The sequence below is a fragment of the Moraxella sp. CTOTU48717 genome (genome assembly GCF_032057165.1).
GTDB classification, from domain to species: domain Bacteria; phylum Pseudomonadota; class Gammaproteobacteria; order Pseudomonadales; family Moraxellaceae; genus Faucicola; species Faucicola tetraodonis.
The window spans coordinates 83,444-108,904 of sequence record NZ_DAMBBC010000005.1; the positions used below are offsets into that span (position 1 = coordinate 83,444).

The 25,461-nt window shown below is 44.4% G+C and carries 36 protein-coding genes; 28 read left to right on the plus strand and 8 right to left on the minus strand.

The window, feature by feature from the left end:
• The first annotated feature begins 83 nt into the window (after positions 1-83).
• From rplN to RT084_RS04735, 19 genes are all read left to right on the plus strand, one after another.
• Positions 84-452, plus strand: a complete 369-nt coding sequence (gene rplN, locus RT084_RS04645) for a 50S ribosomal protein L14 (protein WP_007115555.1) — start codon at positions 84-86, stop codon at positions 450-452.
• Positions 453-459: 7 nt separating this feature from the next.
• On the plus strand, positions 460-777 hold the full coding sequence (gene rplX / locus RT084_RS04650) for a 50S ribosomal protein L24 (protein WP_036593426.1): 318 nt from the start codon (positions 460-462) through the stop codon (positions 775-777).
• A 19-nt stretch (positions 778-796) separates the two neighbouring features.
• Positions 797-1,336, plus strand: a complete 540-nt coding sequence (rplE, locus tag RT084_RS04655) for a 50S ribosomal protein L5 (RefSeq protein WP_007115557.1) — start codon at positions 797-799, stop codon at positions 1,334-1,336.
• Between the two features lie 18 nt (positions 1,337-1,354).
• Complete coding sequence (rpsN, locus tag RT084_RS04660; protein WP_007115558.1) at positions 1,355-1,660, plus strand: 30S ribosomal protein S14; 306 nt, start codon at positions 1,355-1,357, stop codon at positions 1,658-1,660.
• An 11-nt stretch (positions 1,661-1,671) separates the two neighbouring features.
• Positions 1,672-2,070, plus strand: a complete 399-nt coding sequence (gene rpsH / locus RT084_RS04665) for a 30S ribosomal protein S8 (RefSeq protein WP_065253364.1) — start codon at positions 1,672-1,674, stop codon at positions 2,068-2,070.
• Positions 2,071-2,143: 73 nt separating this feature from the next.
• The gene (gene rplF, locus RT084_RS04670; protein ID WP_007115560.1) at positions 2,144-2,677 is read left to right on the plus strand and encodes a 50S ribosomal protein L6; all 534 of its coding nucleotides are present in this window, start codon (positions 2,144-2,146) and stop codon (positions 2,675-2,677) included.
• An 11-nt stretch (positions 2,678-2,688) separates the two neighbouring features.
• Positions 2,689-3,039 (plus strand): 50S ribosomal protein L18, encoded by a 351-nt coding sequence (gene rplR / locus RT084_RS04675; RefSeq protein ID WP_007115561.1) that lies wholly within the window; start codon positions 2,689-2,691, stop codon positions 3,037-3,039.
• A 2-nt stretch (positions 3,040-3,041) separates the two neighbouring features.
• Positions 3,042-3,539 carry a 30S ribosomal protein S5 gene (gene rpsE, locus RT084_RS04680; protein WP_007115562.1) on the plus strand — a complete coding sequence of 166 codons (498 nt, stop codon included), beginning with the start codon at positions 3,042-3,044 and terminating at the stop codon, positions 3,537-3,539.
• A 16-nt stretch (positions 3,540-3,555) separates the two neighbouring features.
• Positions 3,556-3,735, plus strand: a complete 180-nt coding sequence (gene rpmD, locus RT084_RS04685; protein ID WP_007115563.1) for a 50S ribosomal protein L30 — start codon at positions 3,556-3,558, stop codon at positions 3,733-3,735.
• Positions 3,735-4,175, plus strand: a complete 441-nt coding sequence (gene rplO / locus RT084_RS04690; protein ID WP_007115564.1) for a 50S ribosomal protein L15 — start codon at positions 3,735-3,737, stop codon at positions 4,173-4,175. Before rpmD ends, rplO begins: the two co-directional genes overlap by 1 nt.
• A 6-nt stretch (positions 4,176-4,181) precedes the next feature.
• Complete coding sequence (gene secY / locus RT084_RS04695; RefSeq protein WP_007115565.1) at positions 4,182-5,519, plus strand: preprotein translocase subunit SecY; 1,338 nt, start codon at positions 4,182-4,184, stop codon at positions 5,517-5,519.
• 19 nt (positions 5,520-5,538) lie between these two features.
• Entirely contained in the window at positions 5,539-5,655 is a 117-nt protein-coding gene (gene rpmJ, locus RT084_RS04700) for a 50S ribosomal protein L36 (RefSeq protein ID WP_040403280.1), read from the plus strand.
• Between the two features lie 155 nt (positions 5,656-5,810).
• The gene (gene rpsM, locus RT084_RS04705; RefSeq protein ID WP_007115566.1) at positions 5,811-6,167 is read left to right on the plus strand and encodes a 30S ribosomal protein S13; all 357 of its coding nucleotides are present in this window, start codon (positions 5,811-5,813) and stop codon (positions 6,165-6,167) included.
• A 20-nt stretch (positions 6,168-6,187) separates the two neighbouring features.
• Complete coding sequence (gene rpsK, locus RT084_RS04710; RefSeq protein ID WP_007115567.1) at positions 6,188-6,577, plus strand: 30S ribosomal protein S11; 390 nt, start codon at positions 6,188-6,190, stop codon at positions 6,575-6,577.
• A gap of 10 nt (positions 6,578-6,587) precedes the next feature.
• A complete protein-coding gene (gene rpsD / locus RT084_RS04715; protein WP_099808446.1) occupies positions 6,588-7,229 on the plus strand; it encodes a 30S ribosomal protein S4 in 642 nt (213 codons plus the stop codon).
• A 29-nt stretch (positions 7,230-7,258) separates the two neighbouring features.
• Entirely contained in the window at positions 7,259-8,266 is a 1,008-nt protein-coding gene (locus RT084_RS04720) for a DNA-directed RNA polymerase subunit alpha (protein ID WP_007115569.1), read from the plus strand.
• A gap of 20 nt (positions 8,267-8,286) precedes the next feature.
• Entirely contained in the window at positions 8,287-8,646 is a 360-nt protein-coding gene (gene rplQ, locus RT084_RS04725; RefSeq protein WP_036593417.1) for a 50S ribosomal protein L17, read from the plus strand.
• A gap of 89 nt (positions 8,647-8,735) precedes the next feature.
• Positions 8,736-9,488, plus strand: coding sequence for a TSUP family transporter (locus tag RT084_RS04730; protein ID WP_050324675.1), 753 nt, complete (start codon positions 8,736-8,738; stop codon positions 9,486-9,488).
• Positions 9,489-9,541: 53 nt separating this feature from the next.
• Entirely contained in the window at positions 9,542-10,111 is a 570-nt protein-coding gene (locus RT084_RS04735; RefSeq protein ID WP_313097774.1) for a DUF4126 domain-containing protein, read from the plus strand.
• Here RT084_RS04735 and radC read toward each other — a convergent pair.
• Positions 10,108-10,785, minus strand: coding sequence for a RadC family protein (gene radC, locus RT084_RS04740; RefSeq protein ID WP_065253360.1), 678 nt, complete (start codon positions 10,783-10,785; stop codon positions 10,108-10,110). The genes RT084_RS04735 and radC overlap by 4 nt on opposite strands.
• 87 nt (positions 10,786-10,872) lie before the next feature.
• On the opposite strand from radC, the gene coaBC reads away from it, so the two are divergent.
• Together coaBC and RT084_RS04750 are read left to right on the plus strand one after the other, a co-directional pair.
• Complete coding sequence (gene coaBC / locus RT084_RS04745; RefSeq protein WP_219331646.1) at positions 10,873-12,216, plus strand: bifunctional phosphopantothenoylcysteine decarboxylase/phosphopantothenate--cysteine ligase CoaBC; 1,344 nt, start codon at positions 10,873-10,875, stop codon at positions 12,214-12,216.
• 45 nt (positions 12,217-12,261) lie between these two features.
• Complete coding sequence (locus tag RT084_RS04750; RefSeq protein WP_312385101.1) at positions 12,262-13,011, plus strand: sulfite exporter TauE/SafE family protein; 750 nt, start codon at positions 12,262-12,264, stop codon at positions 13,009-13,011.
• Here RT084_RS04750 and rsmI read toward each other — a convergent pair.
• Positions 13,008-13,856 carry a 16S rRNA (cytidine(1402)-2'-O)-methyltransferase gene (gene rsmI / locus RT084_RS04755; protein ID WP_312385099.1) on the minus strand — a complete coding sequence of 283 codons (849 nt, stop codon included), beginning with the start codon at positions 13,854-13,856 and terminating at the stop codon, positions 13,008-13,010. The genes RT084_RS04750 and rsmI overlap by 4 nt on opposite strands.
• 24 nt (positions 13,857-13,880) lie before the next feature.
• Positions 13,881-14,291 carry a hypothetical protein gene (locus tag RT084_RS04760; RefSeq protein WP_007115576.1) on the minus strand — a complete coding sequence of 137 codons (411 nt, stop codon included), beginning with the start codon at positions 14,289-14,291 and terminating at the stop codon, positions 13,881-13,883.
• A 57-nt stretch (positions 14,292-14,348) separates the two neighbouring features.
• Here RT084_RS04760 and RT084_RS04765 point away from each other — a divergent pair, with 57 nt between their 5' ends.
• The 6 genes from RT084_RS04765 (at position 14,349) to hisD (ending at position 18,981) form a co-directional block, all read left to right on the plus strand.
• On the plus strand, positions 14,349-14,753 hold the full coding sequence (locus RT084_RS04765) for a YraN family protein (protein WP_313097780.1): 405 nt from the start codon (positions 14,349-14,351) through the stop codon (positions 14,751-14,753).
• A 92-nt stretch (positions 14,754-14,845) separates the two neighbouring features.
• On the plus strand, positions 14,846-15,103 hold the full coding sequence (locus RT084_RS04770) for a BolA/IbaG family iron-sulfur metabolism protein (RefSeq protein WP_007115578.1): 258 nt from the start codon (positions 14,846-14,848) through the stop codon (positions 15,101-15,103).
• Between the two features lie 20 nt (positions 15,104-15,123).
• On the plus strand, positions 15,124-16,389 hold the full coding sequence (gene murA, locus RT084_RS04775) for a UDP-N-acetylglucosamine 1-carboxyvinyltransferase (protein WP_138018559.1): 1,266 nt from the start codon (positions 15,124-15,126) through the stop codon (positions 16,387-16,389).
• Positions 16,390-16,402: 13 nt separating this feature from the next.
• Complete coding sequence (gene hisG / locus RT084_RS04780; RefSeq protein WP_101963873.1) at positions 16,403-17,065, plus strand: ATP phosphoribosyltransferase; 663 nt, start codon at positions 16,403-16,405, stop codon at positions 17,063-17,065.
• A gap of 16 nt (positions 17,066-17,081) precedes the next feature.
• Complete coding sequence (locus RT084_RS04785) at positions 17,082-17,429, plus strand: gamma-glutamylcyclotransferase family protein (protein ID WP_101963872.1); 348 nt, start codon at positions 17,082-17,084, stop codon at positions 17,427-17,429.
• A gap of 256 nt (positions 17,430-17,685) precedes the next feature.
• Positions 17,686-18,981 (plus strand): histidinol dehydrogenase, encoded by a 1,296-nt coding sequence (gene hisD / locus RT084_RS04790; protein WP_313097785.1) that lies wholly within the window; start codon positions 17,686-17,688, stop codon positions 18,979-18,981.
• Between the two features lie 71 nt (positions 18,982-19,052).
• Here hisD and RT084_RS04795 read toward each other — a convergent pair whose 3' ends face one another.
• Positions 19,053-20,165, minus strand: a complete 1,113-nt coding sequence (locus tag RT084_RS04795; RefSeq protein ID WP_313097788.1) for a lipase secretion chaperone — start codon at positions 20,163-20,165, stop codon at positions 19,053-19,055.
• Between the two features lie 10 nt (positions 20,166-20,175).
• On the minus strand, positions 20,176-21,225 hold the full coding sequence (locus RT084_RS04800; RefSeq protein ID WP_313097790.1) for an esterase/lipase family protein: 1,050 nt from the start codon (positions 21,223-21,225) through the stop codon (positions 20,176-20,178).
• 304 nt (positions 21,226-21,529) lie between these two features.
• On the opposite strand from RT084_RS04800, the gene RT084_RS04805 reads away from it, so the two are divergent.
• Positions 21,530-23,098, plus strand: a complete 1,569-nt coding sequence (locus tag RT084_RS04805) for a TerC family protein (RefSeq protein WP_312115606.1) — start codon at positions 21,530-21,532, stop codon at positions 23,096-23,098.
• Positions 23,099-23,168: 70 nt separating this feature from the next.
• Here RT084_RS04805 and RT084_RS04810 read toward each other — a convergent pair whose 3' ends face one another.
• The 3 genes from RT084_RS04810 to RT084_RS04820 all read right to left on the minus strand — a co-directional run bounded on the left by RT084_RS04810 (position 23,169) and on the right by RT084_RS04820 (position 25,458).
• Positions 23,169-23,642 carry a hypothetical protein gene (locus RT084_RS04810; protein ID WP_062331817.1) on the minus strand — a complete coding sequence of 158 codons (474 nt, stop codon included), beginning with the start codon at positions 23,640-23,642 and terminating at the stop codon, positions 23,169-23,171.
• Between the two features lie 65 nt (positions 23,643-23,707).
• Positions 23,708-24,436, minus strand: a complete 729-nt coding sequence (locus tag RT084_RS04815) for a pantothenate kinase (protein ID WP_313097793.1) — start codon at positions 24,434-24,436, stop codon at positions 23,708-23,710.
• Positions 24,437-24,462: 26 nt separating this feature from the next.
• Entirely contained in the window at positions 24,463-25,458 is a 996-nt protein-coding gene (locus tag RT084_RS04820; RefSeq protein WP_313097795.1) for a biotin--[acetyl-CoA-carboxylase] ligase, read from the minus strand.
• Positions 25,459-25,461: the final 3 nt, after the last annotated feature.

The window sequence follows — 25,461 nt, forward strand, 5'->3', positions numbered from 1 at the left end:
AAGTCAGTAACTGCTACAATACGCCACCTTAAAAATGGCTTATTGTGGCAAAGACTTGTTTTGCCAATTTATGGAGTAACGCGATGATTCAGACTGAAACAATGCTGGAAGTTGCAGACAACAGTGGTGCAAAACGAGTTATGTGCATTAAAGTGCTAGGTGGCTCACATCGTCGTTATGCATCAGTAGGCGACATCATTAAAGTGACTGTGAAAGAAGCAATTCCACGCGGTCGTGTCAAGAAAGGTGATGTAATGAACGCGGTAGTCGTACGCACGAAGTTTGGTGTACGCCGTCCTGACGGTTCAGTACTACGTTTTGATGATAATGCAGCTGTGTTGTTGAACAACAATAAAGCACCAATTGCAACACGTATTTTTGGACCAGTAACCCGCGAACTACGTGGCGAACAATTTATGAAAATTGTTTCATTAGCCCCAGAAGTATTGTGAGGAAAACATGGCAAAATTACGTAAAGGCGACCAAGTGATTGTAATTGCTGGCAAAGATAAAGGCAAGCAAGGTACAGTACTAGCAGTAAAAGAAGACCGTGTAAAAGTTGAAGGCATCAACATCGTTAAAAAACACCAAAAGCCAAACCAACAGACTGGCGTTGAAGGTGGTATTATCGAGAAAGAAGCATTTTTACACATTTCAAATGTTGCAATTTATAATGCAGCAACCCAAAAGGCAGATCGTATTTCTTACCAATTGAATGACGAAGGCAAAAAACAACGCGTTTATCGTTCATCTGGTGAAGTTGTGGCGACTGCATAACTATCTAAGGGTATCAGTAATGGCAAGACTTAAAACACAATATAACGAACAGCTTAAGCAAAAAATTCAGCAAGAGCTTGGTTTAGCCAACGTTATGGAAATCCCTAAAATCACCAAAATCACCCTAAACATGGGTGTGGGTGATGCGGCGCAAGACAAAAAAGTTCTTGAAGGCGCATTAGCGGATATGACGGCAATTGCCGGTCAAAAACCTGTAGTAACCAAAGCTCGCAAATCAGTTGCAGGCTTTAAAATCCGTGAAGAATGGCCAATCGGCTGTAAAGTAACGTTACGTGGCGAACAGATGTACGAATTTTTAGATCGTTTAATCTCAATCGCTATTCCACGTATCCGTGACTTCCGCGGTTTTACAGATAAAGCATTTGATGGCCGTGGTAACTATTCACTAGGTATCAAAGAGCAAATCGTTTTCCCTGAAGTTGACTTTGACAAAATCGACCGTATTCGTGGTTTAGATATTACCATTACGACTACCGCAAAAACTGATGATCAAGGTCGTGCATTGCTTAAAGCATTCGGCTTCCCATTCAAGGGCTAACAGCAAGGATAAGGCAATATGGCAAAGAAAAGTATGATTAATCGCGAATTTAAACGCGAAGCGACTGTTGCTAAATATGCTGAGAAGCGTGCAAAGCTTAAGGCAATTATCAGCGACATTAACGCAACTGATGAAGAACGTATGGACGCCATGCTGGCATTACAAGCACTGCCACGTGACGCTTCACCAGTACGTTTACGTAACCGTTGTGCATTGACAGGTCGTCCACATGGGTATTTCCGTAAATTTGGTCTTTCACGTAACATGATTCGTGAAAAAGTAATGCAAGGTGATGTACCTGGCGTTCATAAAGCAAGCTGGTAAGGGGAAACAATATGAGTATGCAAGATACCGTTGCTGATATGTTGACTCGTATCCGTAATGCACAAATGGCTCAAAAAGCGTCTGTGACTATGCCAAACTCAAAACTACGTAAATCAATTGCTGATTTGCTAGTGAAAGAAGGTTATGTTGCAACCGCAGAAACTCAAGAAGTTGGTACAGGTAAAACTGAATTAACTATCGAGTTAAAATATTTTGAAGGTAAACCAGTTATTGAAACGATTAAACGTTATAGTCGTCCAGGTTTACGTCAATACCGTGGTAAAGATGCACTACCAAGTGTCCAAAAAGGTCTAGGTGTAGCAATCATCTCTACCAGTAAAGGCATCATGAGCGACCGTGAAGCTCGTGCAGCTGGATTAGGCGGCGAAGTTATTGCGTTCGTAGCTTAATCAACATTAAGAGGGACAGGCATAGTTTGTTGTGCCTGTTCGTTTTTTTATCACTTTTATAGGAATTACCCGTATGTCTCGTGTGGCTAAAGCCCCTGTAGCACTACCAAATGGTACAAGTGTTACTTTGAACGGTCAGCAGGTTGAAGTTAAAGGTAGCAAAGGTACGCTAACTTTACGCCTGCATGATTTGGTCGAGCTAAAACAGGAAGATAATCAAATTATTCTTTCACCAAAATCTGACACCAAAGACGGTTGGATGCACACTGGTACAGTTCGTGCATTATTAAGCAACATGGTTAAAGGTGTTACTGAAGGCTTCGAACGTCGTCTACAATTGATTGGTGTTGGTTATAAAGCCGCTGTTGCTGGCAATAAAGTTAACCTAAACTTAGGTTACTCACACCCAATCGAATATGTACTACCTGAAGGTGTTACTGCTGAAACTCCAACTGCGACTGAAATCGTGTTAAAATCTAGCGACAAACAAAAGCTAGGTCAAGCAGCAGCAAACATTCGTGGCTATCGCCCACCTGAGCCTTACAAAGGTAAAGGCGTTCGTTATAGCGATGAGTATGTCGCTCGTAAAGAAGCTAAGAAAAAATAAGGTGAAATGACATGTTTGATAAAAAAGCTGCTCGCCTTCGCAGAGCGAAAAAAACCCGTGCACATATCCGTGGTTTAGGCGTAAATCGTCTATCTGTTAATCGTACTAACACCCACATCTATGCACAAGTTATCTCACCAACGGGTGGTGAAGTATTAGCCCAAGCTTCAACGTTAGATACTACTTTACGTGCTGGTCAAACTAGCAACATCGAAGCTGCAACTGCCGTTGGTAAATTAATTGCAGAACGCGCTAAAGCTGCCGGTATTACTAAAGTTGCGTTTGATCGTAGCGGTTTTAAATATCATGGTCGTGTTAAAGCATTAGCTGAAGCCGCTCGTGAAAATGGATTGGAGTTCTAATCATGGCAAAAGTTGAACAAACAGACGGTTTAGTAGAGCGCTTAGTCACAGTTGGCCGTGTATCTAAAGTTGTAAAAGGTGGTCGTATCTTTTCTTTCACCGCACTCACAGTGGTAGGTGATGGTAATGGTCGTGTTGGTTTTGGTCGTGGTAAAGCGCGTGAAGTGCCTGCAGCGATTCAAAAAGCACTAGAAGCTGCCAAACGTAATATGATTACCGTTGATTTAGCAGGTACAACCCTTCAACATCCTATTACTGCTAGCCACGGTGCAAGCCGCGTGTATATGCAACCAGCCTCTGAAGGTACCGGTGTTATCGCGGGTGGTGCAATGCGTGCAGTATTAGAAGTTGCAGGCGTAGAAAACGTATTAGCAAAATGCTATGGTTCAACCAATGCCGCTAACGTTGTACGTGCAACTTTCAACGGGTTAAAAGAAATGTCTTCTCCTGAAAAAGTTGCGGCAAAACGCGGCAAATCAGTTGAAGAAATCTTGGGCTAAGCTAAGGTGAGCTAACATGAAAAAAATGAAAGTTACTCAAGTAAAATCGAGTGCCCATCGCCTAGCAAGCCATAAAGCTTGTTTGAAAGGTTTAGGGTTACGTCGTATTGGACATACTGTCGAAGTTGAAGATACCCCTTCGACCCGTGGTATGGTAAACCGCGTTAACTACTTAGTTAAAGTGGAGGAAGTATAATGGGTCTACGTTTAAATGAATTGAGCCCAGCTGAAGGTTCAAGAAAAAATAAACTTCGCCGTGGTCGTGGTATCGGTTCTGGTATCGGTAAAACCGGTGGTCGTGGTGTCAAAGGTCAAACCTCACGTACAGGTTCTGGTATTCGCTCAGGTTTTGAAGGCGGTCAGATGCCTTTATACCGTCGTTTGCCAAAATTTGGTTTCACCAGTAAACTTGCAATGGTAACGGCAGAAGTGCGTTTATCAGAATTAAATCAAGTTGATGGTGACGTGGTAAGCGTTGAGTCTTTAAAAGCAGCGAATATTATTCGCCACGATATGCAACGTGTTCGTATCATCCTTTCAGGTGACGTAACCAAAGCATATACTTTTAAAGGTGTTAAAGTGACTAAAGGTGCTAAAGCGGCTATTGAAGCAGCTGGTGGTACTGTTGAGGAGTAATCCTACATGACTAAGCATTCAACATCGATGAATCCTCTAGCATTTATTCGTAAGTACGATGAATTATTTAATCGTTTACTATTTTTGTTGGGTGCTTTAGTCGTCTATCGTTTCGGTTCACACGTACCTATTCCTGGTATGGATCCAGAAAGCTTATCGAAATTTTTTCAAACCAATGAAAATACTATTTTAGGTTTGTTTAATATGTTTTCTGGTGGGGCATTAGAGCGGATGTCAGTCATGGCACTCGGGATTATGCCTTATATTTCTGCTTCAATCATTGTCCAGATGATGACGGCGGTTATACCATCACTGGATGCATTAAAAAAAGAAGGCCAAGCCGGTCAACGCCAAATTAATAAGTATACACGCCAATTAACCCTTGCCTTAGCTTTGGTTCAATCAATTGGTATGTGTACAGGCTTGATTAGTCAGAATCTCACATTAACCAGTGGCCTTGGTTTTTATATTCCTGCAGTAACCTCGTTGGTTGCAGGGTCGATGTTTTTGATGTGGTTAGGTGAACAGATTACTGAACGTGGTATTGGTAACGGTATTTCAATGCTAATTTTAGCGGGTATCGTAGCGACTTTTCCACAAGTGGTCACGCAGTCGATTAACTCTGTCCAGCAAGGTCAAATGAATATGATTGCCTTGTTGATATTTAGTTTATTGGCGTTAGCGGTGGTGGCAGGGATTGTTTTTATTGAGCGTGCCCAGCGCCGTATACCAGTCAACTATGCCCAAAAGCAATCGCAAGAACGAAAAATATATGCACAGCAGCAATCGCATTTGCCATTAAAAATTAATATGGCAGGGGTCATTCCAGCGATTTTTGCCAGTTCACTGTTGTTATTCCCAGCGAGTTTGGGACAGTGGGTGGGTCAATCCCCCAATCCCAATATTTTTCAAAGTTTCTTGCAGAATATGGCATTAGTGTTATCACCGGGTCAGCCGCTGTATTTGGTAATTTTTGCAGCCTTGATTATTTTCTTTTGTTATTTTTATACCGCGTTGGTATTTAGTCCAAAAGAAGTATCAGAGAATTTGAAACGAAGTGGGGCGTATATTCCAGGTATTCGTCCAGGTTTACAAACTCAACGTTATTTAGATCATGTATTAAATCGCTTAACCTTTATTGGTGCGATTTATATGACAATTATTTGTTTGATGCCGATGATATTGCAATCTGCGTTTGGTATTCCGTTTCATTTAGGCGGTACCTCAGTACTGATTAGTGTGGTCGTGATTATGGACTTTATTGCCCAAGTTAAAGCGCACTTAATGACTCACCAATACCATGATTATTCGCTGATGCAAACCATGGAAGTCAAGCATTCATAACTACTACTAGGAGCTGAAAATGAAAGTTCAAGCATCTGTAAAAAGAATCTGCGGTAGCTGCAAAATTGTACGCCGCAAAGGCGTTGTTCGCGTTATTTGTAGTGCAGAACCGCGTCATAAACAACGTCAAGGTTAATCTAAATTGTTAGATTGGACTTGAAATCAGGTAGCGGATACTGTATTATCCGCTACTTGTCGTTATTTTGACACATTTGTAGATAACCAAGTGTTTCAAAATGCTACATCAGTAGATGATTAACTCATCTTTTCCTTATAATTGGAGAAATGTCAATGGCTCGTATTGCCGGTGTAAACATTCCGGACAACAAGCACGCTATCATTTCACTCACTTATATTTTTGGTATTGGTCGTACCACTGCTGCTAAAATTTTAGAAGCGGTAAACATTGCACCAACTACTAAAATCAGTGAACTAAATGATACTCAGCTTGATGCTGTCCGTACCCAAGTTGCAGAATATGCGACTGAAGGTGACTTGCGTCGTGAAATCTCGATGAATATTAAACGTTTAGTAGACTTAGGTTGCTATCGTGGCTTGCGTCATCGTCGCGGTTTACCAGTAAATGGTCAACGCACAAAAACAAATGCGCGTACTCGTAAGGGTCCACGTAAAGCAATCAGAAAATAATTAACTTAGGAAGCTAAAAGATGGCAAAAGACACTCGTAGTCGCAAAAAAGTGACTCGCCGCTCGGTAGCTGAGGGCGTAGCGCACATCCATGCGTCTTTTAATAACACCATTGTAACGATTACCGATCGTCAAGGTAATGCTTTGGCTTGGGCCACCGCTGGTGGACAAGGCTTCCGTGGTTCACGTAAATCTACACCATTTGCTGCACAGGTTGCGGCTGAAGTTGCTGGTAAAGCAGCACAAGAATATGGTGTCAAGAATGTTGATGTCTTGGTTAAAGGTCCAGGACCTGGTCGTGAGTCTGCGGTAAGAGCCTTAGGTGCATTGGGTTATAAAATAAACAGCATTAGCGATATAACCCCGATTCCTCATAACGGAACTCGTCCACCGAAAAAACGTCGCGTATAAGGAGACTTTCATGGCCCGTTATCTAGGTCCAAAATTAAAACTTTCTCGTCGTGAAGGTACTGATTTACAATTAAAATCAGGCGTAAAAGCGTACGAAGAAAAAACCAAAAAAGCTGACCGTGCCCCTGGTCAACATGGTAATCCACGTAGCAAAACGTCAGAGTATTCTGCACAGCTTCGTGAAAAACAAAAAGTAAAACGCATTTATGGTGTGTTAGAGCGTCAATTCTCAAACTACTATAAAGAAGCTGCGCGTATGAAAGGCGCAACTGGCGAAAACTTGCTTCAAATGTTAGAACGTCGCCTCGATAACGTTGTTTATCGTATGGGTTTTGGTGCAACTCGCGCAGAAGCTCGCCAATTAGTTAGCCATCGTGCTATTCTAGTAAAAAAAGCGGGTCGTGATGAGTTTGTTCGTGTGAACATTCCTTCAATCCAATTACAAGATGGTGATGTGATTGCCGTACACGAAAAAGCCAAAGAACAATTACGTATCAAAAACGCAATTGAATTGGCGGGTCAACGTGGCACACCTGTATGGTTGGAAGTTGATCACAGCAAATTGCAAGGTACTTTTAAACAAGCGCCAGAGCGTGCTGATTTACCAAGCGAAATCAACGAAAGCTTAATCGTTGAGTTGTACTCTAAATAATTAATTTTACTATAAAGTCGAGGTGACAAATGATGCTAAATGCTACTGAGTTTCTTACACCGAATGCCATTCATGTGGACACGGTCAATGAAACACACGCCAAAGTCACGCTCGAACCGTTGGAACGAGGTTTTGGGCATACATTAGGTAATGCCCTACGTCGTATTCTATTATCTTCATTGCCTGGTGCAGCTGTAATCGAAGCTGAAATCGAAGGCGTTGATCATGAGTATTCAACCCTTGAAGGGTTGCAAGAAGATGTGCTAGATCTATTATTAAATTTAAAAGGTTTAGCGATCCAATTGCATGATCAAAATGAAGTATTCTTGACCCTTGACAAACAAGGTCCTGGCACTGTACTAGCATCAGATATTGAGTTACCTCACAATGTAGAGATTATCAATCCTGATTTAGTTTTAGGTACATTAAGTGATCGTGGTCATTTAAAAATGCGTTTGCGTGTAGCAGTAGGTCGTGGTTATGAGCCTGCCAATGTACGTAAAGATTCTGGTGATAATAAAGTTATTGGTCGTTTAAAATTGGACGCTAGCTATAGCCCAATCTTACGCGTGGCATACCAAGTTGAAAATGCCCGTGTTGAACAGCGCACTGACTTAGACCGTTTGGTTATTGAACTTGAAACCAATGGTACCATCGATCCAGAAGAAGCGATTCGCAAAGCAGCAACGATTTTGCAGCAGCAAATTGCCGTATTTGTTGACCTTGAAGCGGAAGCTACCCCAGAACCTGTTAAGGAAAAAGAAGAAGTTGACCCTGTGCTACTGCGCCCAGTGGATGACTTAGAATTAACGGTTCGCTCAGCAAATTGCTTGAAGGCGGAAAATATCTATTACATTGGCGATTTGGTACAACGCACCGAAACTGAGTTGTTAAAAACCCCAAATCTCGGTAAGAAATCATTAACTGAAATCAAAGACGTCCTTGCTTCTAAAGACTTAGAACTCGGTATGCGCCTTGAAAATTGGCCACCTGCTGATTTACGTGTTGATGACCGCTTCTCTTACCGTAGCCGTTAAAATTTAAAGGAAGTTTGACCATGCGACATCGTAACAGTGGAGTTAAGTTGGGTCGTACCAGCAGCCATCGTAAGGCCATGTTCCAAAATATGACCAACTCACTATTTGAACATGAACTCATCAAAACTACTCTTCCTAAAGCTAAAGAGCTTCGCCGTGTGGCAGAGCCGCTAATTACTTTGGCAAAAGAAGATTCAGTTGCTAACCGTCGTCTAGCGTTTAACCGCTTACGTAATAAAGCGACTGTAGGTAAATTATTCACGACACTAGGCCCACGCTACAAAGCGCGTCCAGGTGGTTATTTACGTATCATCAAATGTGGTTATCGCGATGGCGATGCTGCACCGATGGCATACGTTGAATTAGTAGACCGTGACTAATCATCCTGATTAAAAAAACCCCATAGGTTCGCGCTTATGGGGTTTTTTTGTTTATAGTGATAACTCCTCAATTAACCTTTGGAAATATGATGCAGCTGAGTTTTGATGTACTAGTGATGTTAACGTTGGTCGCGGGGATTGCAGGATTTTTAGATGCCATGGCAGGGGGTGGCGGTTTACTAACTATTCCTGCCCTGTTAATGGCAAATGTTCCTACGCTTTATACCTTGGGCACTAATAAGCTGCAAGCGACTGCAGGTTCGCTTTCTGCTTCTATTACCATGATACGCAAAGGCAAGATTCACCCCAAGCAAATTTGGCGTTCGATTATCGCCTGTTTTGTCGGAGCCGTGCTAGGCGCTATGGCTGTGCAACTTTCTCCGCCAGTGCTATTAGCCAAAGGCATTCCTTTTTTAATCGCGCTTATTGGTATTTATTATCTGTTTGCACCCAATATTGGTGAGGTCAAATCTGCACCACGAATCAGCAAAAATAAATGGCAATATGGGATGTCACCCTTAATTGGTTTTTATGATGGCTATTTGGGCCCTGGTACAGGGATGTTTTTTGCGCTAGGCGGTATCACCATGCGGGGCTTGGATATGATTACCGCGACTGCCAATGCCAAATTACTCAACTTTACCAGCAATGCCGCATCATTGATGTTCTTTGTGTTGGGTGGAAAAGTGCTTTGGTCAGTGGGAGTTGCTATGATGGTGGGGCAATTTATTGGTGCTTCATTGGGTGCAAGGATGGCCGTTAAAGGGGGCACTAAGTTTATTCGACCTGTGATTGTGGTGATGTGTTTCGCGATGCTAATTAAATATGTGTTTTTTTCTTAATAATTTTTATTTATGATAGTGGTAACATTATTCATACTTAGACTATAGAACATATGACAACTGAAATGATTTTAAGTATTTTTCTTGGGATTGGCTTGGCGGCAAGTAGTGGGTTTCGTGTGTTTGTACCGCTGTTTGCCCTCAGTTGTGCGGCATATTTTCATATCATTCCCCTTAATGATAGCTGGCAATGGGTGGCATCCACCCCTGCTTTGATTATTTTAGGCGTAGCCAGTATTGCAGAGTCGATCAGTTATTTAATCCCGTTGGTTGATCATATGTTAGATACGGCTGCTGTACCGCTCGCAGGGATTGCAGGGACATTGGTTATGGCTTCGACATTGACCGATATGAGTCCTGCGATGACTTGGGCGCTAGCGATTATTGCTGGCGGCGGCGCTGCGGCTACGATAAAAGGTACAGCTGCCACAACGCGTGTGGCTTCGACTGCGACGACGGGCGGTTTGGCAAATCCCGCTGTTTCAGTGGCAGAGACCGGGACAGCGATAGGGCTATCGGCATTGTCGATTTTTTCACCGATTTTTGCGATGATGGCGTTAATCATTGGTTTATTGATGATGATTTGGGTGGTAATAATGGTTAAAAACCGCGTCAAACGCTAAGGCATCTTGCCTGTTTCTTGTAAAGAAAGCGTGCCATCTTGACCCACGATAATATGGTCAATCAAAGTCATATCGACAAGCTGACACGCTTTTGCCAAACTGCGGGTAATTTCTAGATCTGCTTGTGACGCTGTGGCAGAGGTGCTTGGGTGATTATGGGCGATAATAAGCTGACTTGCCCCGTATTTTAACGCACAGCGCAACACTTCCCGCACACATACCGAGCACGATGAAATACCGCCTGTGAACAACACCTCATACTGGATTAAGGTGAGTTGATTGGTCAAAAACAGCACCGCAAACACCTCGCGATTGAGCGGTCGCAGCTGCGTAGTCAGATAGTCTTTGACCAATTGGCTGGCGTTAAGGGTAGGGGCTTGTTTGACTTGACTGGCAAGATAGCGTTTGCCCATCTCAAGGCTTGCCAAAATCTGCGCGTATTTTGCCATGCCGATACCGTGACACGCCATAACTGCTTCACTAGGCGCAGATAGTAACTGAGCCAGACTGCCAAATTTTTCAATCAAGCCACGAGCCAGTTCGATAGCGGATTGGTCTTTGGTGCCTGTGCGTAAGAATATTGCCAAAATCTCACTATCTGATAGACTCTCAGCGCCCTTTTGCAGTAGCTTTTCTCTGGGGCGCTCGTCTTGGTGCCAGTCTTTGATTGCCATAGGCATTTCCTAATAAATGATGATTAATCATACCTAAAATGGCAGAAAATTGTTACTATAGGCGAAATTTTTTAGTGCTATTATCTTATGAAAAACATCCTTCTTGGTATCACAGGCGGTATTGCTGCCTACAAATCTGCCTCGTTTGCCCGACTATTGATTAAAAATGGCTATGATGTCCGTGTTATTATGACGGCAAGCGCGCAAGCCTTTATTACACCGTTAACGCTGCAGGCCTTGACGGGCAACCAAGTGCATATCGACTTGTTGGATGAGAGTGCTGAGCTAGGAATGGGGCATATTGAACTGGCAAAATGGGCGGATTTACTGATTATCGCACCTGCTACCGCAAATACGATTGCTAAACTGGCCATGGGAATAGCGGATGATTTACTCACTACCGTTTGCCTTGCCACCACGGCACCGATTTTGGTGGCACCTGCTATGAATCAGCAAATGTGGCAACATCCATCGGTCAAACTTAATTTGCAGACGTTAACCGATTATGATTATGAAATCATCCAACCAGCCAGCGGTGAACAAGCCTGTGGTGATATCGGTGAGGGAAGATTGCCAGAGCCAGAGCAGTTGCTTGAATACGTGCAATATTTCATCGCTAGACAAATCACACCACAAGTATTGGCGGGTAAAAATGTGACAATCACCGCAGGTCCAACGATTGAAGCCATAGACCCTGTGCGCTATCTATCCAATCATTCCACGGGCAAAATGGGATTTGCGCTGGCAAAAGCGTGCCGTAATGCAGGCGCGAGGGTAACCTTGATCGTTGGGGGTAAAGTGCCCATACCAACGCCACTACTGGTCAATCGTATCGATGTGTTATCGGCTGAAGAAATGCTAATGACCGCTCGCCAATGCGCTAGTGACGATATATGTGAATGCCATGACGATCACGACCATGACCACCATCATCATGACCATGATCATCACTACCATCATGACCATGATGAATTTGGCAATGATATTGAGGTCGAACCTGTCAGCAAAGCGACCGATATTTTTATTGCCACGGCTGCGGTTGCCGATTATCGCACGCGTGATGTCGTGCCGCAAAAGATTAAAAAAACGCAAGATCAGATGGCACTGGATTTGGTGAAAAACCCTGATATTTTGGCGACCATTGCCAAAGAATTCCCTGAGGTTTTTGTGGTAGGATTTGCGGCAGAAACCCAAGATATCGAAAAATACGCCCGTGGCAAGCTTGACGCCAAAAACTTAGATATGATTGCCTGTAATGATGTATCCCGCACCGATATCGGTTTTGGCAGTGATGACAATGCCATGACGGTGTTTTTTAAGGGCAAAGATGCCGCAGTCAGTCTCGAAAAAGCCAGCAAGGATATCATTGCCAATCAGCTGGTCAGCTTAATCGGTAAGCAATTAGCGGGTAAGTTTACCTTGGTAAGATAGTCGCTGATGGCGATTTTTTCCGTTCAGCAAAGCGTTATGCTTTCGATGCTCATGATCCCCGCGATATTTGCCATCGTCAGTATGTTTCATGGGCTGACAGGGATTGGCGTGACGCTGATTGCGACCACAGCATTGGCAAGTTTTTATCCGATGTCGCATGTGCTGCTGCTGACGGTCGTGCCGTGTTTGGTGATTAACTTGGTGGTGTTTTTGGAGGGTGGCAATATTGGCTACTACCTCAAAAAATATTGGCTATTGGTGTTTACTAGTTTTGTGGGCAGTCTGATCGGCACAAAGTTGGTGTTTCTCATCGCACGGCATTATTTGCTGATCGCGCTTGGGCTATTGATTGTCGGATATGTGCTGACCCAGTTTTTGGCAAGTCAAACGGGCAAAAATATTCGACTGCCCAATAATCAACCAAGTTTAATCTTCAGTGGGCTGGTGGCAGGCGTGCTCGGCGGTGCGACCAATGCCATGTCGCCGCTACTGGTGATGTACTTGCTATCGGCTACCGAAGACAGCCTAGACCCCAAAACCGAGCTGATTAAAGCCAGTAATCTGTGCTATGTGGTCGGCAAAATCGCTCAGCTCATCGTGCTGTGGCAAGGGTTTGTGAGCCTACCAACGACAGAATTGGGCGTGATTGGCGTGGCGACGCTGTTGTCGTTGCTGTGTTTGTATATCGGGTTTTATTTTCGTCATAAAATCTCACAAAAAATGTTCAAAAATATGACGTTGGTGATTTTATTACTGTTAGGTGTTAACGCCTTATTCAAAGCTTTTAGTAGTTAATCATTATCGTCTTTTAACATCAACGCTCGTTCATACAAGGCATTTTTCTTAGCCCCTGTGATATCGCTGGCAAGCTGTGCGGCTTTTTTCACCGACAAATCTTGCAACAGTCGTTTTAGCAATTCATCGTGTTGATTATCATGATTCTGTAATTCACTTGCCCCAGCGACCACCAGTACCATTTCCCCTTTTTGCTGATTGGCATCGCTTGCAACAAACTGCTTTAGTTCGCCGAGCGTTGATGGATAAATGGTTTCAAACGTTTTAGTTATCTCACGGCAAAACGTCACTTGTCGATTGTCGCCAAGCACCGTAATCATGTCATCGATACATTCAACAATACGATGGGGCGCTTCATAAAAAATCAGCGTGGCGGTTAAATCCTTGATTTTAGTCAATTCGCTTTGTCGTCCTGCAGTTTTGGCAGGCAAAAAGCCATAAAAATAAAACTTGTCTGAAGGTAATCCTGCGACCGATAGGGCAGCTATGGCAGCACTGGCGCCGACAACCGGTGAGACTTTGATACCTGCTTGGTGACAGGCGCGCACCAGTCGAAAACCAGGGTCGCTAATGAGTGGGGTGCCGGCATCACTGATAAGCGCGATACTTTGACCTGACTGTAAAACTTCAATCAATTTAGGGGTCTGTACTTCGGCATTGTGGTCGTGATAAGCCCAAGTTTTGGTGGGTATGTTAAAGTGATTGAGTAGTTTTCCAGAGGTGCGGGTGTCCTCGCAGGCGATGATAGCCACGGTTTTTAGGCAGTCGATGGCGTGGGCGGTGATATCGGATAAATTACCAATCGGGGTGGCGACGATATAGAGTGTGCCTTGATTTGAAGTCATATTTTTCTCGTTTTCTTTATAAAATTATCGTTCAATGAAAGTTATTTTTGGAACATCTGTGAGACTCGTTAAAACACTAATACAATCACTTTCACCCAGAATAAAGAATTCATTTGGGCGGTTACCCTTCATGTCAAAGACATATTGTGAAGTAAAGCCTTTTCGTAATTTTTCCTGTTCATACCAGCCATTTTCTGAAACAGATAATAACCAATTTTTAGGGTATTCATCATTTGGAAAGTCTAGTAAATCTCCTTCTCTAAGCATTCTAAAACCCATGACATATTCAAAGTCTAAATATACTAACTCATAATCTTGTGGTTTAAATAGCAATGTTACTCGCAATGTACGGCCGTCATAATGAATCGCATCAATGGCGGGAATGAGATTTTCAAAGGGAAGGTTAGGATAAACTTGGCATTTTGGATTTTGCATTGTTTAATTCTCAAAGTATAATAAATTTCATTTTAACATAGTCAATCATCCTTCAAAATGAAACTCACTGCCCCAAAACAACGCCAAGGCGACTATTATGAAATCCTCGCTAAGCACTATCTTGAAGCGCAAGGTTTAACGTTTTTTGCCAAAAACTGGCACTACAAAAACTTGGGCGAGCTTGATTTGGTGATGCTCGAGCCGACACAAAAAACTCCTTGCCTAGTCATTGTCGAAGTGCGTCAACGAAAAGTCAGCCAATTTGGCACAAGTTTAGACAGTATCACCCCCGCCAAACAACGTAAAATCATTAAAACCACCGCAGCTTTTTTACAAGCGCATCCGCAATTTGATAGCTTTGACATTCGCTTTGATGTGGTAAGTTATGAAGGCGCTCAAGGTGCAGGACAGGCTGTCATGCCAACGCCTACGTGGATTAAGGACGCTTTTAGCGTAAATTAAGCATTTTGTATAACGTATAAACTTAGCAAAAATTATGCTATGCTACGCAGCAAAATAGTATAATTTTACCCCTCTTTTATTAGGTATTTCCCATGAACGCACAGGATTTAATTACTTTACTACAACCCCATTTTCCGAGTGGCAAAATCGAAGCCGCCAATCAAGGCAACAAATTTGATGTGCGCGTGGTGGATGACAGCTTTGAGGGTAAACGTGCTGTCGCGCGTCAACAAGCCGTATTGGGGTTGGTGTCTGATAAATTTGCGTCAGGTGAAATTCATGCACTCAATATCCAAGCGTTGACCTATGCCCAGTGGCATGATATGCAAGCCAAACAAGCTGCGCAATAAGCCATTTTTAGGAGAAACACATGGATAAATTTTTAATCACGGGTGGCACTCAAGTTAAAGGGGAAGTGGTCATCTCTGGTGCAAAAAATGCGGCATTACCCTTGCTTGCGGCAATGATTTTGGCAGAAACCCCAGTCACCCTGCACAATGTACCGACACTCAAAGACGTCAATACCTTGGTCAAATTGATTGCGGGCACGGGTATTACCATTGAAAAGAACGGCGATACGGTGACCTGCGATACCAGTACCATCAATAGCTACTATGCCCCGTATGAGCTAGTCAAAACCATGCGTGCATCGATTTTGGTATTGGGACCGCTGCTTGCGCGCTTTGGGCAGGCTGAAGTGTCGCTGCCCGGTGGCTGCGCAATTGGCTCACGCCCTGTCGACCAACATCTAAAAGCCTTGGAAGCGATGGGAGCGACCATTACCGTTGAAAATGGCTATGTCAAAGCCAAAGCACCCGCTAGCGGTCGGCTAAAAGGTTGTCATTTTACCTTTGATGTGGTCACGGTTGGCGGTACTGAAAACACCATCATGGCAGCGGCATTGGCAGAAGGAACCACGCACTTAGAAAACTGTGCGCGTGAACCAGAAGTGGTTGATCTGGCTAATATGCTTGTCAAAATGGGCGCAAAAATTGAAGGCATTGGCACCGCTTATATGACCATTGAAGGCGTTGACAAATTAAATGGCTGTGAGTACTCAGTCGTACCAGACCGTATCGAAACCGGCTCATATCTTGCGCTTGCCATGATGACAGGCGGCGAAGTGACTGCCAAAAAAACCGAAGCAAGCTTGATGCAATCGGTGCTTAAAAAATTTGAAGAAATGGGCGCCCAAGTCACTGTTGGCAGCGACTGGATTAATGTCAAAATGGCAGGTCGTCCAAAAGCGGTTGATATCCGCACATTACCACACCCGGCGTTTCCAACCGATATGCAAGCGCAGCTCATGACAGTTTGCTGTATTGCAGAAGGCACCAGTACCATTATTGAAAATATTTTTGAAAATCGTTACATGCATGTGCCTGAGCTGCAACGTATGGGGGCAAATATCAAAGTCGATGGCCATACTGCCGTTGTTCAAGGCGTCGATAAGCTCAATGCCGCGCCTGTCATTGCAACCGATTTACGCGCCTCTATGTCACTGGTAATGGCAGCGGTGGCAGCCCAAGGCGAGACCTGTATCGAGCGCATTTACCACATTGACCGTGGTTATGAGTATGTGGAAGATAAACTGCGCGGCTTGGGCGTTACCATTGAGCGGGTAAAAGGCGAATAACAGGTATAAGACAATGACACAAGCAAATGATGCCAATTATAACGGTCTTACCTTAGCGTTATCCAAAGGGCGAATCTTAAAAGATACCTTGCCCCTGCTAAAAAAGGCAAGTATCGAACTACTTGAAGACCCAGAAGAATCACGTAAACTGATTTTCCCGACCACGCATGCTGATGTGCGGATTTTGATTTTACGCGCCAGTGACGTGCCCACCTATGTGGAGCATGGGGCGGCAGATTTTGGTGTGGCGGGTAAAGATGTACTGATGGAGCATGGCTCAAGCAATTTATATGAATTGCTCGACCTACAAATTGCCAAATGCCGTTTGATGACGGCAGGTAAAGTGGGGCTACAATTACCCAGTCGTCGTCTTCGAATTGCCACCAAATATGTCAATGTGACGCGCGCGTTTTTTGCCAGTCGCGGTGAACAAGTCGATGTGATTAAACTATATGGTTCCATGGAACTTGCGCCCTTGGTGGGCTTGGGTGATTTGATTGTGGATGTGGTCGATACCGGTAATACCTTAAAAGCCAATGGTCTAGAGCCGCGACAAGAGATTTGCCAAGTCTCTTCGCGTTTGATTGTCAATCAGGTCAGTTATAAACGCAAATTTGCCCTGCTTGAGCCCATTATCGAAAGCTTTAAGCAAAGCGTCGCTGATAACACCCAGTAACGGTTCAAAAATCACCATGATGCAGCATCTTTTTGTCTATGGCACGCTAGCGCCCAATCGCGATAACCACAGTATTATGACACCCATCAACAACGGCATTTGGCAACCTGCGACTATTCGTGGGCATTTGATGCCAAATGGCGGCTGGGGCTCAGCGCTCGGATTTCCTGCAGTCATCCCCGATGAACAAGGCGACATGGTAGCGGGATGGGTGTTTTCGTCAGATGATTTGGTCAATCATTGGGCGCGGCTAGATGAGTTTGAAGGTGAAGCCTATCAGCGCATTGAAGTAACCGCCACGCTTGACAACGGTGCAAAAATCCAAACCTTTGTGTATGCACTCGACAATCTACAGCATTATTAAAGTTGTCATTAAAGATGCAAACATGGAAAATTAAAACATTGAAGAATAAAAAAGACGTTATTAAGACGTCTTTTTTTAAATGGGCGAAAACTGAAAGTGGTGACGGATTGGCTCAGTTTGGCCAATTTTCATGCGCTGGCTTTGATGTGCCGATTTTGATGGGTTGACGAAGCTGTGCAGGCTAAAAAGCCGCTTTCATCCATGAAGAAATTTGTTATGCTATGGGTTAGTCATTTTTTATTCTTAGGGGAATACCATGCGATTGTTAAATAGCCAACAAGCCAGTTTTGAGCAGGAATTGACAGAGCTGCTTGCTTTTGAAACGGTAAATGATCCAGCGCTACTGGCTACGGTCGATGATATTATCGCGCAAGTGCGTCAGGGTGGGGATGAGGTGGTGTTAAAGTTGACCCAACAATTTGACAACCATCCTGCCAAAACTTTTGCCCAGCTAGAGATTTCACAAGAAAAGCTCAAACAAGCATTTGATGGATTAAACCCTACAATCAAGCAAGCGCTTGAACTGGCGGCACAGCGCGTCACATCCTTTCACGAACGCCAACGGCAAGAAAGCTGGACGTATCAAGATTCGCTAGGTAATACGCTTGGACAACAAGTTACGCCACTCGATAAAGTGGGTATCTATGTGCCAGGTGGGCTGGCAAGTTATCCATCCAGCGTCTTGATGAATGCGTTACCCGCCAAAGTCGCAGGGGTCGGGCAAATTATCATGGTGGTGCCTGCTCCTCATGGTGAACTAAATCCTTTGGTATTGGCGGCCGCTTATTTGGCGGGTGTGGATAAAGTCTTTACCATTGGGGGCGCGCAAGCGGTGGCAGCGTTGGCTTATGGTACTAACACCATCCCGCAAGTCGATAAAATCACAGGACCTGGCAACAAATACGTGGCAGCCGCCAAACGCGCCGTGTTTGGGCAAGTGGGCATTGATATGATTGCAGGTCCCTCGGAAGTACTGGTATATGCCGAAGGTGTTGCAAATGATAAAGCCGACTGGTTAGCCATGGATTTATTATCGCAAGCTGAGCATGACACCGTTGCGCAAGCGATTTTTGTCACCCCATCTGAGCCATTACTCAAAAAAGTTGCGCAGGAAATCGAAAAAGCCTTAGCAGATTTGCCAAAAGCTGACATCGCTAAAGCAGCGATTGCCAACCGTGGCGCGCTGATTTTGGTGAAAGACCGAGCAGAGGGTATTGAGGTGATTAACCGCATTGCGCCCGAGCATTTGGAGTTATCGGTAGATGACCCAGAGGCAATGGTCAAAGATGTCCGCCATGCGGGCGCTATCTTTATGGGTCGCTATACCCCTGAAGCGATTGGCGATTATTGCGCTGGCCCTAATCACGTTTTGCCAACGTCAGGTACCGCACGCTTTAGTTCACCGCTCGGCGTGTATGATTTTCAAAAGAAATCTTCGATTATTTATTGTAGCGAGCAAGGTAGCCAAACGTTGGCAAAAACTGCCGATATATTGGCGGTGGAAGAAAATTTGGATGCTCACGCGCGTTCAGCCCGTTACCGTGTGAAATAGGCTATGAGCCTGTGGCAATTCAACAGCTTATGGCAATTCAATGGGGCATTTAACTCATTTTAACCGGGAAGTTAACGCTGCTTTGTCAACACATCTAGGCGTAGCCGTTCTTCAGGCGTAAACATCGTCTGCTGTAACGCCACAATTTGTTGCTGTGCTTGCGGCACATTACCCAATTTGCTCAATATTTGGTTAGACTGTGTCTGATAAGTTGCCACACGCTGCGCAAATTGCGCTTCAGATTGGTCAAGCTGCTCAAGCCGTTTGACCGCTTCAGGGGAGACGTATTGACTACGCATGGCATTGATTTGGCTTTGCGTTGCCCCTTGTTGCTGCATTTGCTGTGTTTTCGCTAATAACTTGTCAATATTGCGCTGCTCGGTTAGCTTTGTCTGTAGATTTGGGTCTTTAACACTGGCGATATAGGCAGTTTGCGCCTTATCAATGATGGCTTGGCGCTGATCATTGCTCAGTTGTGCGTTTTGGTTGGCTTCGACGACCGTCATGTTGTAGTCATTGAGGGCTTGTTCATCCCCAAAAAAAGCTTCACGGGTTTTGGCGTCAAAATAACGGGCTTGCAGCTGTTGTACTGCGCGTAATTGGTTTTTAATCGCAGATAAATCTAATGCGCTAACGTTGGGGTTTTGCTGTGCTTTAGGCTTATCTAGCTGGCTGACAGCAGTCAAATAGCTCAGATAATTTTGAAAAATCTGAACCGCCTGGCTTGCGGCAGGCTCAGGCGTATGTTCACGAATATAGGCAATCACCCGTTGTTCAATCTGGCTTAACGGCTCTTCCCCTTGTGCGGACAAAAAATAATCAAACAGTCGGCGCAAACCGGCGGTCACCACCAATTGCTTGTTTTCATCGATGATAATTTCGCCATCGACTTGGGTGCCTTGTAGTGATTTGGGCAGCGATGTGGCCAGTGATATGGGCAAGGGGTTAGCGTTCGCGCTGACGGAGGATGCATTGGCGAGTGTTACGGTTTGATTGGATGGCAATACACCAGATGGCATCGTACTGGCAGCATCATGCGGCAAAGTATTGGCTGTTTTGACAGCGTCCTTAGGTTTTAACCACAGTATGCAGGCTATCAATAATGCGATGATACCACTGGCTAATACGATTATTAGCCAGGTTATCGATCGTTGGTTTGTGTCAGGGTTGTTTGAAGGAACCATAGGCATAAGCTTACAACGATTGACCTTTTAAGCGATTGACTTGGTTGCGATAGACAGTCAATGGATTGGTGTCTAGCAAACTGACAATGCCAAATACCTGATTCACTGAATCCATATGATTCATTTTATAGTTATCACGAATCACTTCACCGAGACGACTTGAACAGGGTGAGACAAGACCATCATTGGCTTCGCCATTGAATGATAAACCCGTCAACCCCAACACCGTATCAGACGGATCGACAAGCATGGTCATAGTTTGGGCGCCACTAAGTGAGTAGTAACGTACATTATTGACCACCGTGTTTTTTGGGTATCCACAATAACTGGTCGGCATGGCTGCAGGGAATTTTTGGTTAAATCTGGCCGCATAATTGGTGGTGAGTGAATTAACGGCTGCCCAGCCATCTTGCTGCTGCAATTGATTGAGTGGTACGCCAGATCCGATGTCCATCACACCGCCCACCAATTCAAAAAACTTGATTGCCATGAGAGAAGCGGTATTAAATTCGCCCGCCGGTAAGCCATCAGCCGCACTGCCTTCAGTCACCATTTTGACTGTCCAGTCCGCCATTTTTGAGCCTTGCTCAGGACTAGAAATCGCTGTCACAGAGGAGACTAGCGATGGCGCAACCCCCGCCACATAGCGAATATCAATCCCACCGTGGCTATGGCCGATTAAGTTAACCTTCGGGCTGCCGGTGATGGCAATGATGGTTTTGACTTGTTGGAGTAGCTGTTCACCGCGTACTTCGGTGTCATTGACACTTGATGTCTTGGTCACATACACACTTGCGCCATTTTTGGTGAGATCTTGAGGGATGCCATTAAAATAATCGACCAAACCAAACATTTTGCTCCAGCCACCAAGCCCGTGAGCAAGTACGATAGGGTATTTGGTTTTTGCAAAATCTGAGGTGGCGTTGAGGGTGGTGACTGCGACGCACCCAGTGGCATTGGCACAGTTGTAATAGCTTGAGGCATAAGAAGACGCAGAAAATGCGATGGAAGAAAAAAGCAATCCTTTGGCGGCGCGGCGCATAAAGCGATAATGTGACATATACTTATCCTTGTAAAGTCATAATGAAGTTTCGCTGTCCTATGGATTAATTTAACCTAAATCAAGAATTTGTGAATCAAATGAAATGACTGATCAGTATATTTTTTGGTAAGGTCAGTTGCTGCAGAATGTAGGTAAGGTTAAAGGTCCAGTGGTGTATTGGCACAATTGGCGTGCCATCTACAAAAGCAGACACAAATTATCATTGATTTTTTGCTATGATTTGCTAAGGTAACGGCTGATTTTTCGTTTTTGCTGTTTGTTGATTTTTTGCCCCTCATTACAAGAGAATAACTGACCCACTATGTTAGAACTACTATCTGACCCGTCAGCATGGCTAAGCCTTGCGACGCTTGTCATTCTTGAGATTGTTTTAGGTATTGATAATCTTGTCTTTATTGCCATCTTAGCCAATAAACTTCCACCGCATCAGCGCGCTAAAGCCCGAAATCTAGGGCTTGGCTTGGCATTGGTCATGCGGCTGTTCTTATTGTCGATTATGTCATGGCTCATTACCTTAACCGATCCCGTGCTCACATTGGGAAGTTTTGATTTATCGGTTCGCGACATTATTTTATTGGTGGGCGGGGTGTTCTTGCTGTTTAAAGCAACGACGGAGTTGCATGAGCGGCTAGAAGGAAAACCTGAGCATACCAACCAAAGCAAAGTGCAAGCAGGGTTTATCGCGGTTGTCGCACAGATTGTGATTTTAGATGCGGTGTTCTCGTTTGATGCGGTGATTACTGCTGTAGGCATGGCAAAACACCTTGAAATCATGATGGCGGCAGTGATTATTGCCATGGCATTGATGGTGGCTGCATCTAAAGCGCTCACGGAGTTTGTTGGTCGTCACCCAACCGTGGTGATTTTATGCTTAAGTTTCCTACTGATGATTGGCTTTAGCTTGATTGTCGAAGGACTAGGCTTTCATATGCCAAAAGGTTACTTGTACGCAGCGATTGCGTTCTCAATTTTGATTGAAGCGTTTAACCAAGTAGCCAAACGCAATAAAACCAAATATGAAAATCAAATTCCGATTCGTGACCGTACCGCGGATGCGATTTTACGCTTAATGGGTGGTAAAACCGAAGAAGTGGTTACCCCAGAGAATAATTCAGAGCATTTTGATTTTGATAGTATGCCTTTTGCGCAAGAAGAGCGTTATATGATTAGTGGCGTATTAGCGCTCAATGAGCGCGATGTACATACCATCATGACGCCGCGCAATGATATCTCTTGGGTCAATATCAACGGTAGCCGCGAAGAAATGCGCGCGCAATTGCTTGATACGCCGCATAGTTTGTTCCCTGTGTGCCGAGATACCATTGATAAAGTGCTTGGGGTAGTACGCGCCAAAGACTTTTTGGATTTGCTCGATAACAATGTCGCAGATATTGAAACCGCCATTAAACCATTGCTTAACAAGCAGCAGCCTGTGTTTGTGTCAGAGAGCATTGACAATCTAAAACTGCTCAATATGCTCAAAAAAGCCAAAGGTAATTTGGCAATGGTGATTGATGAATACGGTCAAGTCGCAGGATTAGTGACACCGCTTGATGTGCTAGAGGCGATTGCAGGTGAATTCCCTGATGAGGATGAAACCTTAGAAATTATCCCCTATGACGATTATTGGATTGTGAATGGCACAGCAAGTTTGCACCAACTACGTTTGGAGCTTGACGATCCAGATTTTCTACTCGATGCCGATCAGTTCACCATTGGCGGGTATTTGATTTCGCAGCTGACCGATGCCCCAAAAGTCAATCAAACCATTGATATCGGTGCCTATAAGTTTACCATTCTAGAAACTTCAACATCGCGCATTTTGAAATTAAAAGTTGAACGTGAAGCCCCGATGGTGGCAACGGTTTAAATCACTGATTGGGTATAAAAGAAGGGGTAATTAACCCCTTTTTTTTATTACTTTTTTAGGGATATAACAATCAAGGAATTTGCTGAATCGTCAAGGTGATAGTAGGCACATTGCTCATTGACGTGGCAGCAGATTGACTGGACACAGGCTTGGATGATAGCGCAGTCAGAGTAATATCCATATTGGCAAAACGCTGTGTTTGGCGCAAGTCACCGCGCAAATCCCCAATCGATAGGTTGAGGGTTTGTGGGCGAGCGGTGGTAGTCATAGCCGTGACCGCTACCGTAGCATTGCCTGCCCAAATACACTGTACGCCTGTGGCACAGCGGCTATCATTGAGCACTTTATCAAAAGTCAGATTTAGCTGGTGTTCTTTAACAAAGATGTTTTGACCCAGTGCAAGCGTGACCGTGCGAGTGGCATTAGCTGGCTGGTTGACTGTTGAAGGCGTTGGTTTGGCGGGCAACGTAGGCGCAGTCATACAGGCGGTCAATAGGCTCGTAGTGAGTAAGGCGATACTTGTGGTTTGAATGATTTTTTTCATCGGTAATTTCCTTTTTTTTCTTAACGGTTAATTTTATTTCTGGTTTTTAGTTTTGATTTTTAATGTTATTTTTTAGCGGCAAAAAAACGCTGTAGTCCCGCCAATACCAAGTCTTGCCGAATTTCTACACTGGCTGATAGGTGCGGCTTAAAAGTATGGGCATCACCGCCTGTCATGGTGATTTCAAATTGTGGGTAGCGATGAATGGTTTCATTGATTGCCCCAACAATGGATAACATAATACCGTGATGCACCGCGCCTTGGGTATTGGTGCCTGAATCTATACTATCAAAAGTGCCATCAATAATGCTAATCTGGCGCGTTCCTGAGAATAGCGACTCGCGCTGCAAATAGATACTGGGGAAAATATAGCCCCCCAAGTGATGACCCTGATCGACCAAATCAATGGTAACGGCAGTGCCGCAGCCAATCACGCATTGTTTTTTGCTAGGCTCGATGATACCGAGCATTTGTAGCCAGCGGTCAACGCCAAGTTGGGCAGGGTTATAATCGCTCGACATCAGCGCGTGCTTGGCATCGACTTGGGCAAATTCAAACGGTTTTTGCAATCGCTCTAGGCTTTCAGCAACGTGATTATTGACGGCTTGTCCAAGTACAGATGACACCCCGATAAAATCAGGATTGAGTCGTTCAAGCCGAAAGGTCAACCCTTTGAGTAATTCGGCAGGCGCTTGCAAATGCTGCTCAGCGGCATGATCGAGCACTTGACCGCTATCGTCTGTTAGCCAATATTTTAAGCGGGTATTACCCAAATCTAGCCAAAGTTTTGTCATAAATAATAGCCTTTGAGTGGGATGCTTTATGTGTGTTTATTTGCCTGCAATGATGAAACGGCTGAATCCAAAACTTGAATGGTGCCTGTCCAAATCGTTTGTATGCTGCCATCTGCTTGCTCAATGGTTAGACAACCTTGCGCATCAATACCTGCTGCAATGCCTGTTATTGATTGCTCAGATAAGGCGTTATGAATTTGCAAATGCTTGTTTTTTAATACGTCTCTTTGGGCAAAATCATGGATAAATTGCTCGCTCGCTTCAGCCGCTTGCAGCTGATTAAATTGCCCAATCGCATTAGTTATGGCATCGCGAACGGGCTGATAAAACTCACTGGGTTGTAAGCGCTGCGCTGTCAAATCTTGCAGGCTTACCGCTTGGTAGTTTAAGCCTTCTTGGGTTTGCTCGGTCAGCACAGGGGCATGGGCAATATTGATGCCCACACCGATAACGATGCCTAGCATGTGACCTGCGACATTGACTGGCTCTATCAAAATACCCGAGAGTTTTTGAAATTGGTCAGGTAGGTTGGCTTGTGGTTGATAAAAACCCACATCGTTCACCCATTTGACACCAATGGTTGGCAAATGCTTTGCCAGTCTTGTTTGATTGATGTGTTCTATGATAGGGATTTGACAGAGCTGATAACCCACGCACAGTGACAAGCGACCATCTAGTCGATAAGATAAGCAAAGATTTTGTGGTAATGCATAGGCTTGTGTCGGCACATATAGCGATAAATAAACATTGCCTAGCGGTGATTGCCATGTTCTGCCATGTTGACCACGTCCGCTTGATTGACTATCTGCGGTCAATAAATGCGCCCGGCTAAAATGCGGGCGGTTGTGGTCGGTGGGCGACTGCGCTTGATAGCTTAGCATCATCCACTCAATCAGCTGGCTGTTGGTTGAGTGGGTTGTAGATAGATGAGTGTTACCAATTTGTGTGAAGTGGTTTTTGATGGAGTCGTAGGTATTGTCTATATCGACATTAGATTGTTGGTTTTGAATAGGATTGTTCATTTT

Coding starts and splice junctions, on each gene's coding strand:
- rpsD (WP_099808446.1), top strand. CDS start 6,588: ATGGCCCGTTATCTAGGTCCAAAATTAAAACTTTCTCGTCGTGAAGGT.
- rplN (WP_007115555.1), top strand. CDS start 84: ATGATTCAGACTGAAACAATGCTGGAAGTTGCAGACAACAGTGGTGCA.
- RT084_RS04720 (WP_007115569.1), top strand. CDS start 7,259: ATGATGCTAAATGCTACTGAGTTTCTTACACCGAATGCCATTCATGTG.
- rpsM (WP_007115566.1), top strand. CDS start 5,811: ATGGCTCGTATTGCCGGTGTAAACATTCCGGACAACAAGCACGCTATC.
- RT084_RS04750 (WP_312385101.1), top strand. CDS start 12,262: ATGCTCATGATCCCCGCGATATTTGCCATCGTCAGTATGTTTCATGGG.
- RT084_RS04810 (WP_062331817.1), bottom strand. CDS start 23,642: ATGAAAAAAATCATTCAAACCACAAGTATCGCCTTACTCACTACGAGC.
- rplE (WP_007115557.1), top strand. CDS start 797: ATGGCAAGACTTAAAACACAATATAACGAACAGCTTAAGCAAAAAATT.
- rpsK (WP_007115567.1), top strand. CDS start 6,188: ATGGCAAAAGACACTCGTAGTCGCAAAAAAGTGACTCGCCGCTCGGTA.
- RT084_RS04735 (WP_313097774.1), top strand. CDS start 9,542: ATGACAACTGAAATGATTTTAAGTATTTTTCTTGGGATTGGCTTGGCG.
- rpsE (WP_007115562.1), top strand. CDS start 3,042: ATGGCAAAAGTTGAACAAACAGACGGTTTAGTAGAGCGCTTAGTCACA.
- RT084_RS04800 (WP_313097790.1), bottom strand. CDS start 21,225: ATGTCACATTATCGCTTTATGCGCCGCGCCGCCAAAGGATTGCTTTTT.
- rsmI (WP_312385099.1), bottom strand. CDS start 13,856: ATGACTTCAAATCAAGGCACACTCTATATCGTCGCCACCCCGATTGGT.
- RT084_RS04730 (WP_050324675.1), top strand. CDS start 8,736: ATGCAGCTGAGTTTTGATGTACTAGTGATGTTAACGTTGGTCGCGGGG.
- RT084_RS04795 (WP_313097788.1), bottom strand. CDS start 20,165: ATGGTTCCTTCAAACAACCCTGACACAAACCAACGATCGATAACCTGG.
- rplX (WP_036593426.1), top strand. CDS start 460: ATGGCAAAATTACGTAAAGGCGACCAAGTGATTGTAATTGCTGGCAAA.
- RT084_RS04770 (WP_007115578.1), top strand. CDS start 14,846: ATGAACGCACAGGATTTAATTACTTTACTACAACCCCATTTTCCGAGT.
- rplQ (WP_036593417.1), top strand. CDS start 8,287: ATGCGACATCGTAACAGTGGAGTTAAGTTGGGTCGTACCAGCAGCCAT.
- hisD (WP_313097785.1), top strand. CDS start 17,686: ATGCGATTGTTAAATAGCCAACAAGCCAGTTTTGAGCAGGAATTGACA.
- RT084_RS04785 (WP_101963872.1), top strand. CDS start 17,082: ATGATGCAGCATCTTTTTGTCTATGGCACGCTAGCGCCCAATCGCGAT.
- rpmJ (WP_040403280.1), top strand. CDS start 5,539: ATGAAAGTTCAAGCATCTGTAAAAAGAATCTGCGGTAGCTGCAAAATT.
- hisG (WP_101963873.1), top strand. CDS start 16,403: ATGACACAAGCAAATGATGCCAATTATAACGGTCTTACCTTAGCGTTA.
- RT084_RS04765 (WP_313097780.1), top strand. CDS start 14,349: ATGAAACTCACTGCCCCAAAACAACGCCAAGGCGACTATTATGAAATC.
- coaBC (WP_219331646.1), top strand. CDS start 10,873: ATGAAAAACATCCTTCTTGGTATCACAGGCGGTATTGCTGCCTACAAA.
- RT084_RS04805 (WP_312115606.1), top strand. CDS start 21,530: ATGTTAGAACTACTATCTGACCCGTCAGCATGGCTAAGCCTTGCGACG.
- murA (WP_138018559.1), top strand. CDS start 15,124: ATGGATAAATTTTTAATCACGGGTGGCACTCAAGTTAAAGGGGAAGTG.
- RT084_RS04815 (WP_313097793.1), bottom strand. CDS start 24,436: ATGACAAAACTTTGGCTAGATTTGGGTAATACCCGCTTAAAATATTGG.
- rplR (WP_007115561.1), top strand. CDS start 2,689: ATGTTTGATAAAAAAGCTGCTCGCCTTCGCAGAGCGAAAAAAACCCGT.
- rpmD (WP_007115563.1), top strand. CDS start 3,556: ATGAAAAAAATGAAAGTTACTCAAGTAAAATCGAGTGCCCATCGCCTA.
- secY (WP_007115565.1), top strand. CDS start 4,182: ATGACTAAGCATTCAACATCGATGAATCCTCTAGCATTTATTCGTAAG.
- rplF (WP_007115560.1), top strand. CDS start 2,144: ATGTCTCGTGTGGCTAAAGCCCCTGTAGCACTACCAAATGGTACAAGT.
- rpsH (WP_065253364.1), top strand. CDS start 1,672: ATGAGTATGCAAGATACCGTTGCTGATATGTTGACTCGTATCCGTAAT.
- RT084_RS04820 (WP_313097795.1), bottom strand. CDS start 25,458: ATGAACAATCCTATTCAAAACCAACAATCTAATGTCGATATAGACAAT.
- rplO (WP_007115564.1), top strand. CDS start 3,735: ATGGGTCTACGTTTAAATGAATTGAGCCCAGCTGAAGGTTCAAGAAAA.
- radC (WP_065253360.1), bottom strand. CDS start 10,785: ATGGCAATCAAAGACTGGCACCAAGACGAGCGCCCCAGAGAAAAGCTA.
- rpsN (WP_007115558.1), top strand. CDS start 1,355: ATGGCAAAGAAAAGTATGATTAATCGCGAATTTAAACGCGAAGCGACT.
- RT084_RS04760 (WP_007115576.1), bottom strand. CDS start 14,291: ATGCAAAATCCAAAATGCCAAGTTTATCCTAACCTTCCCTTTGAAAAT.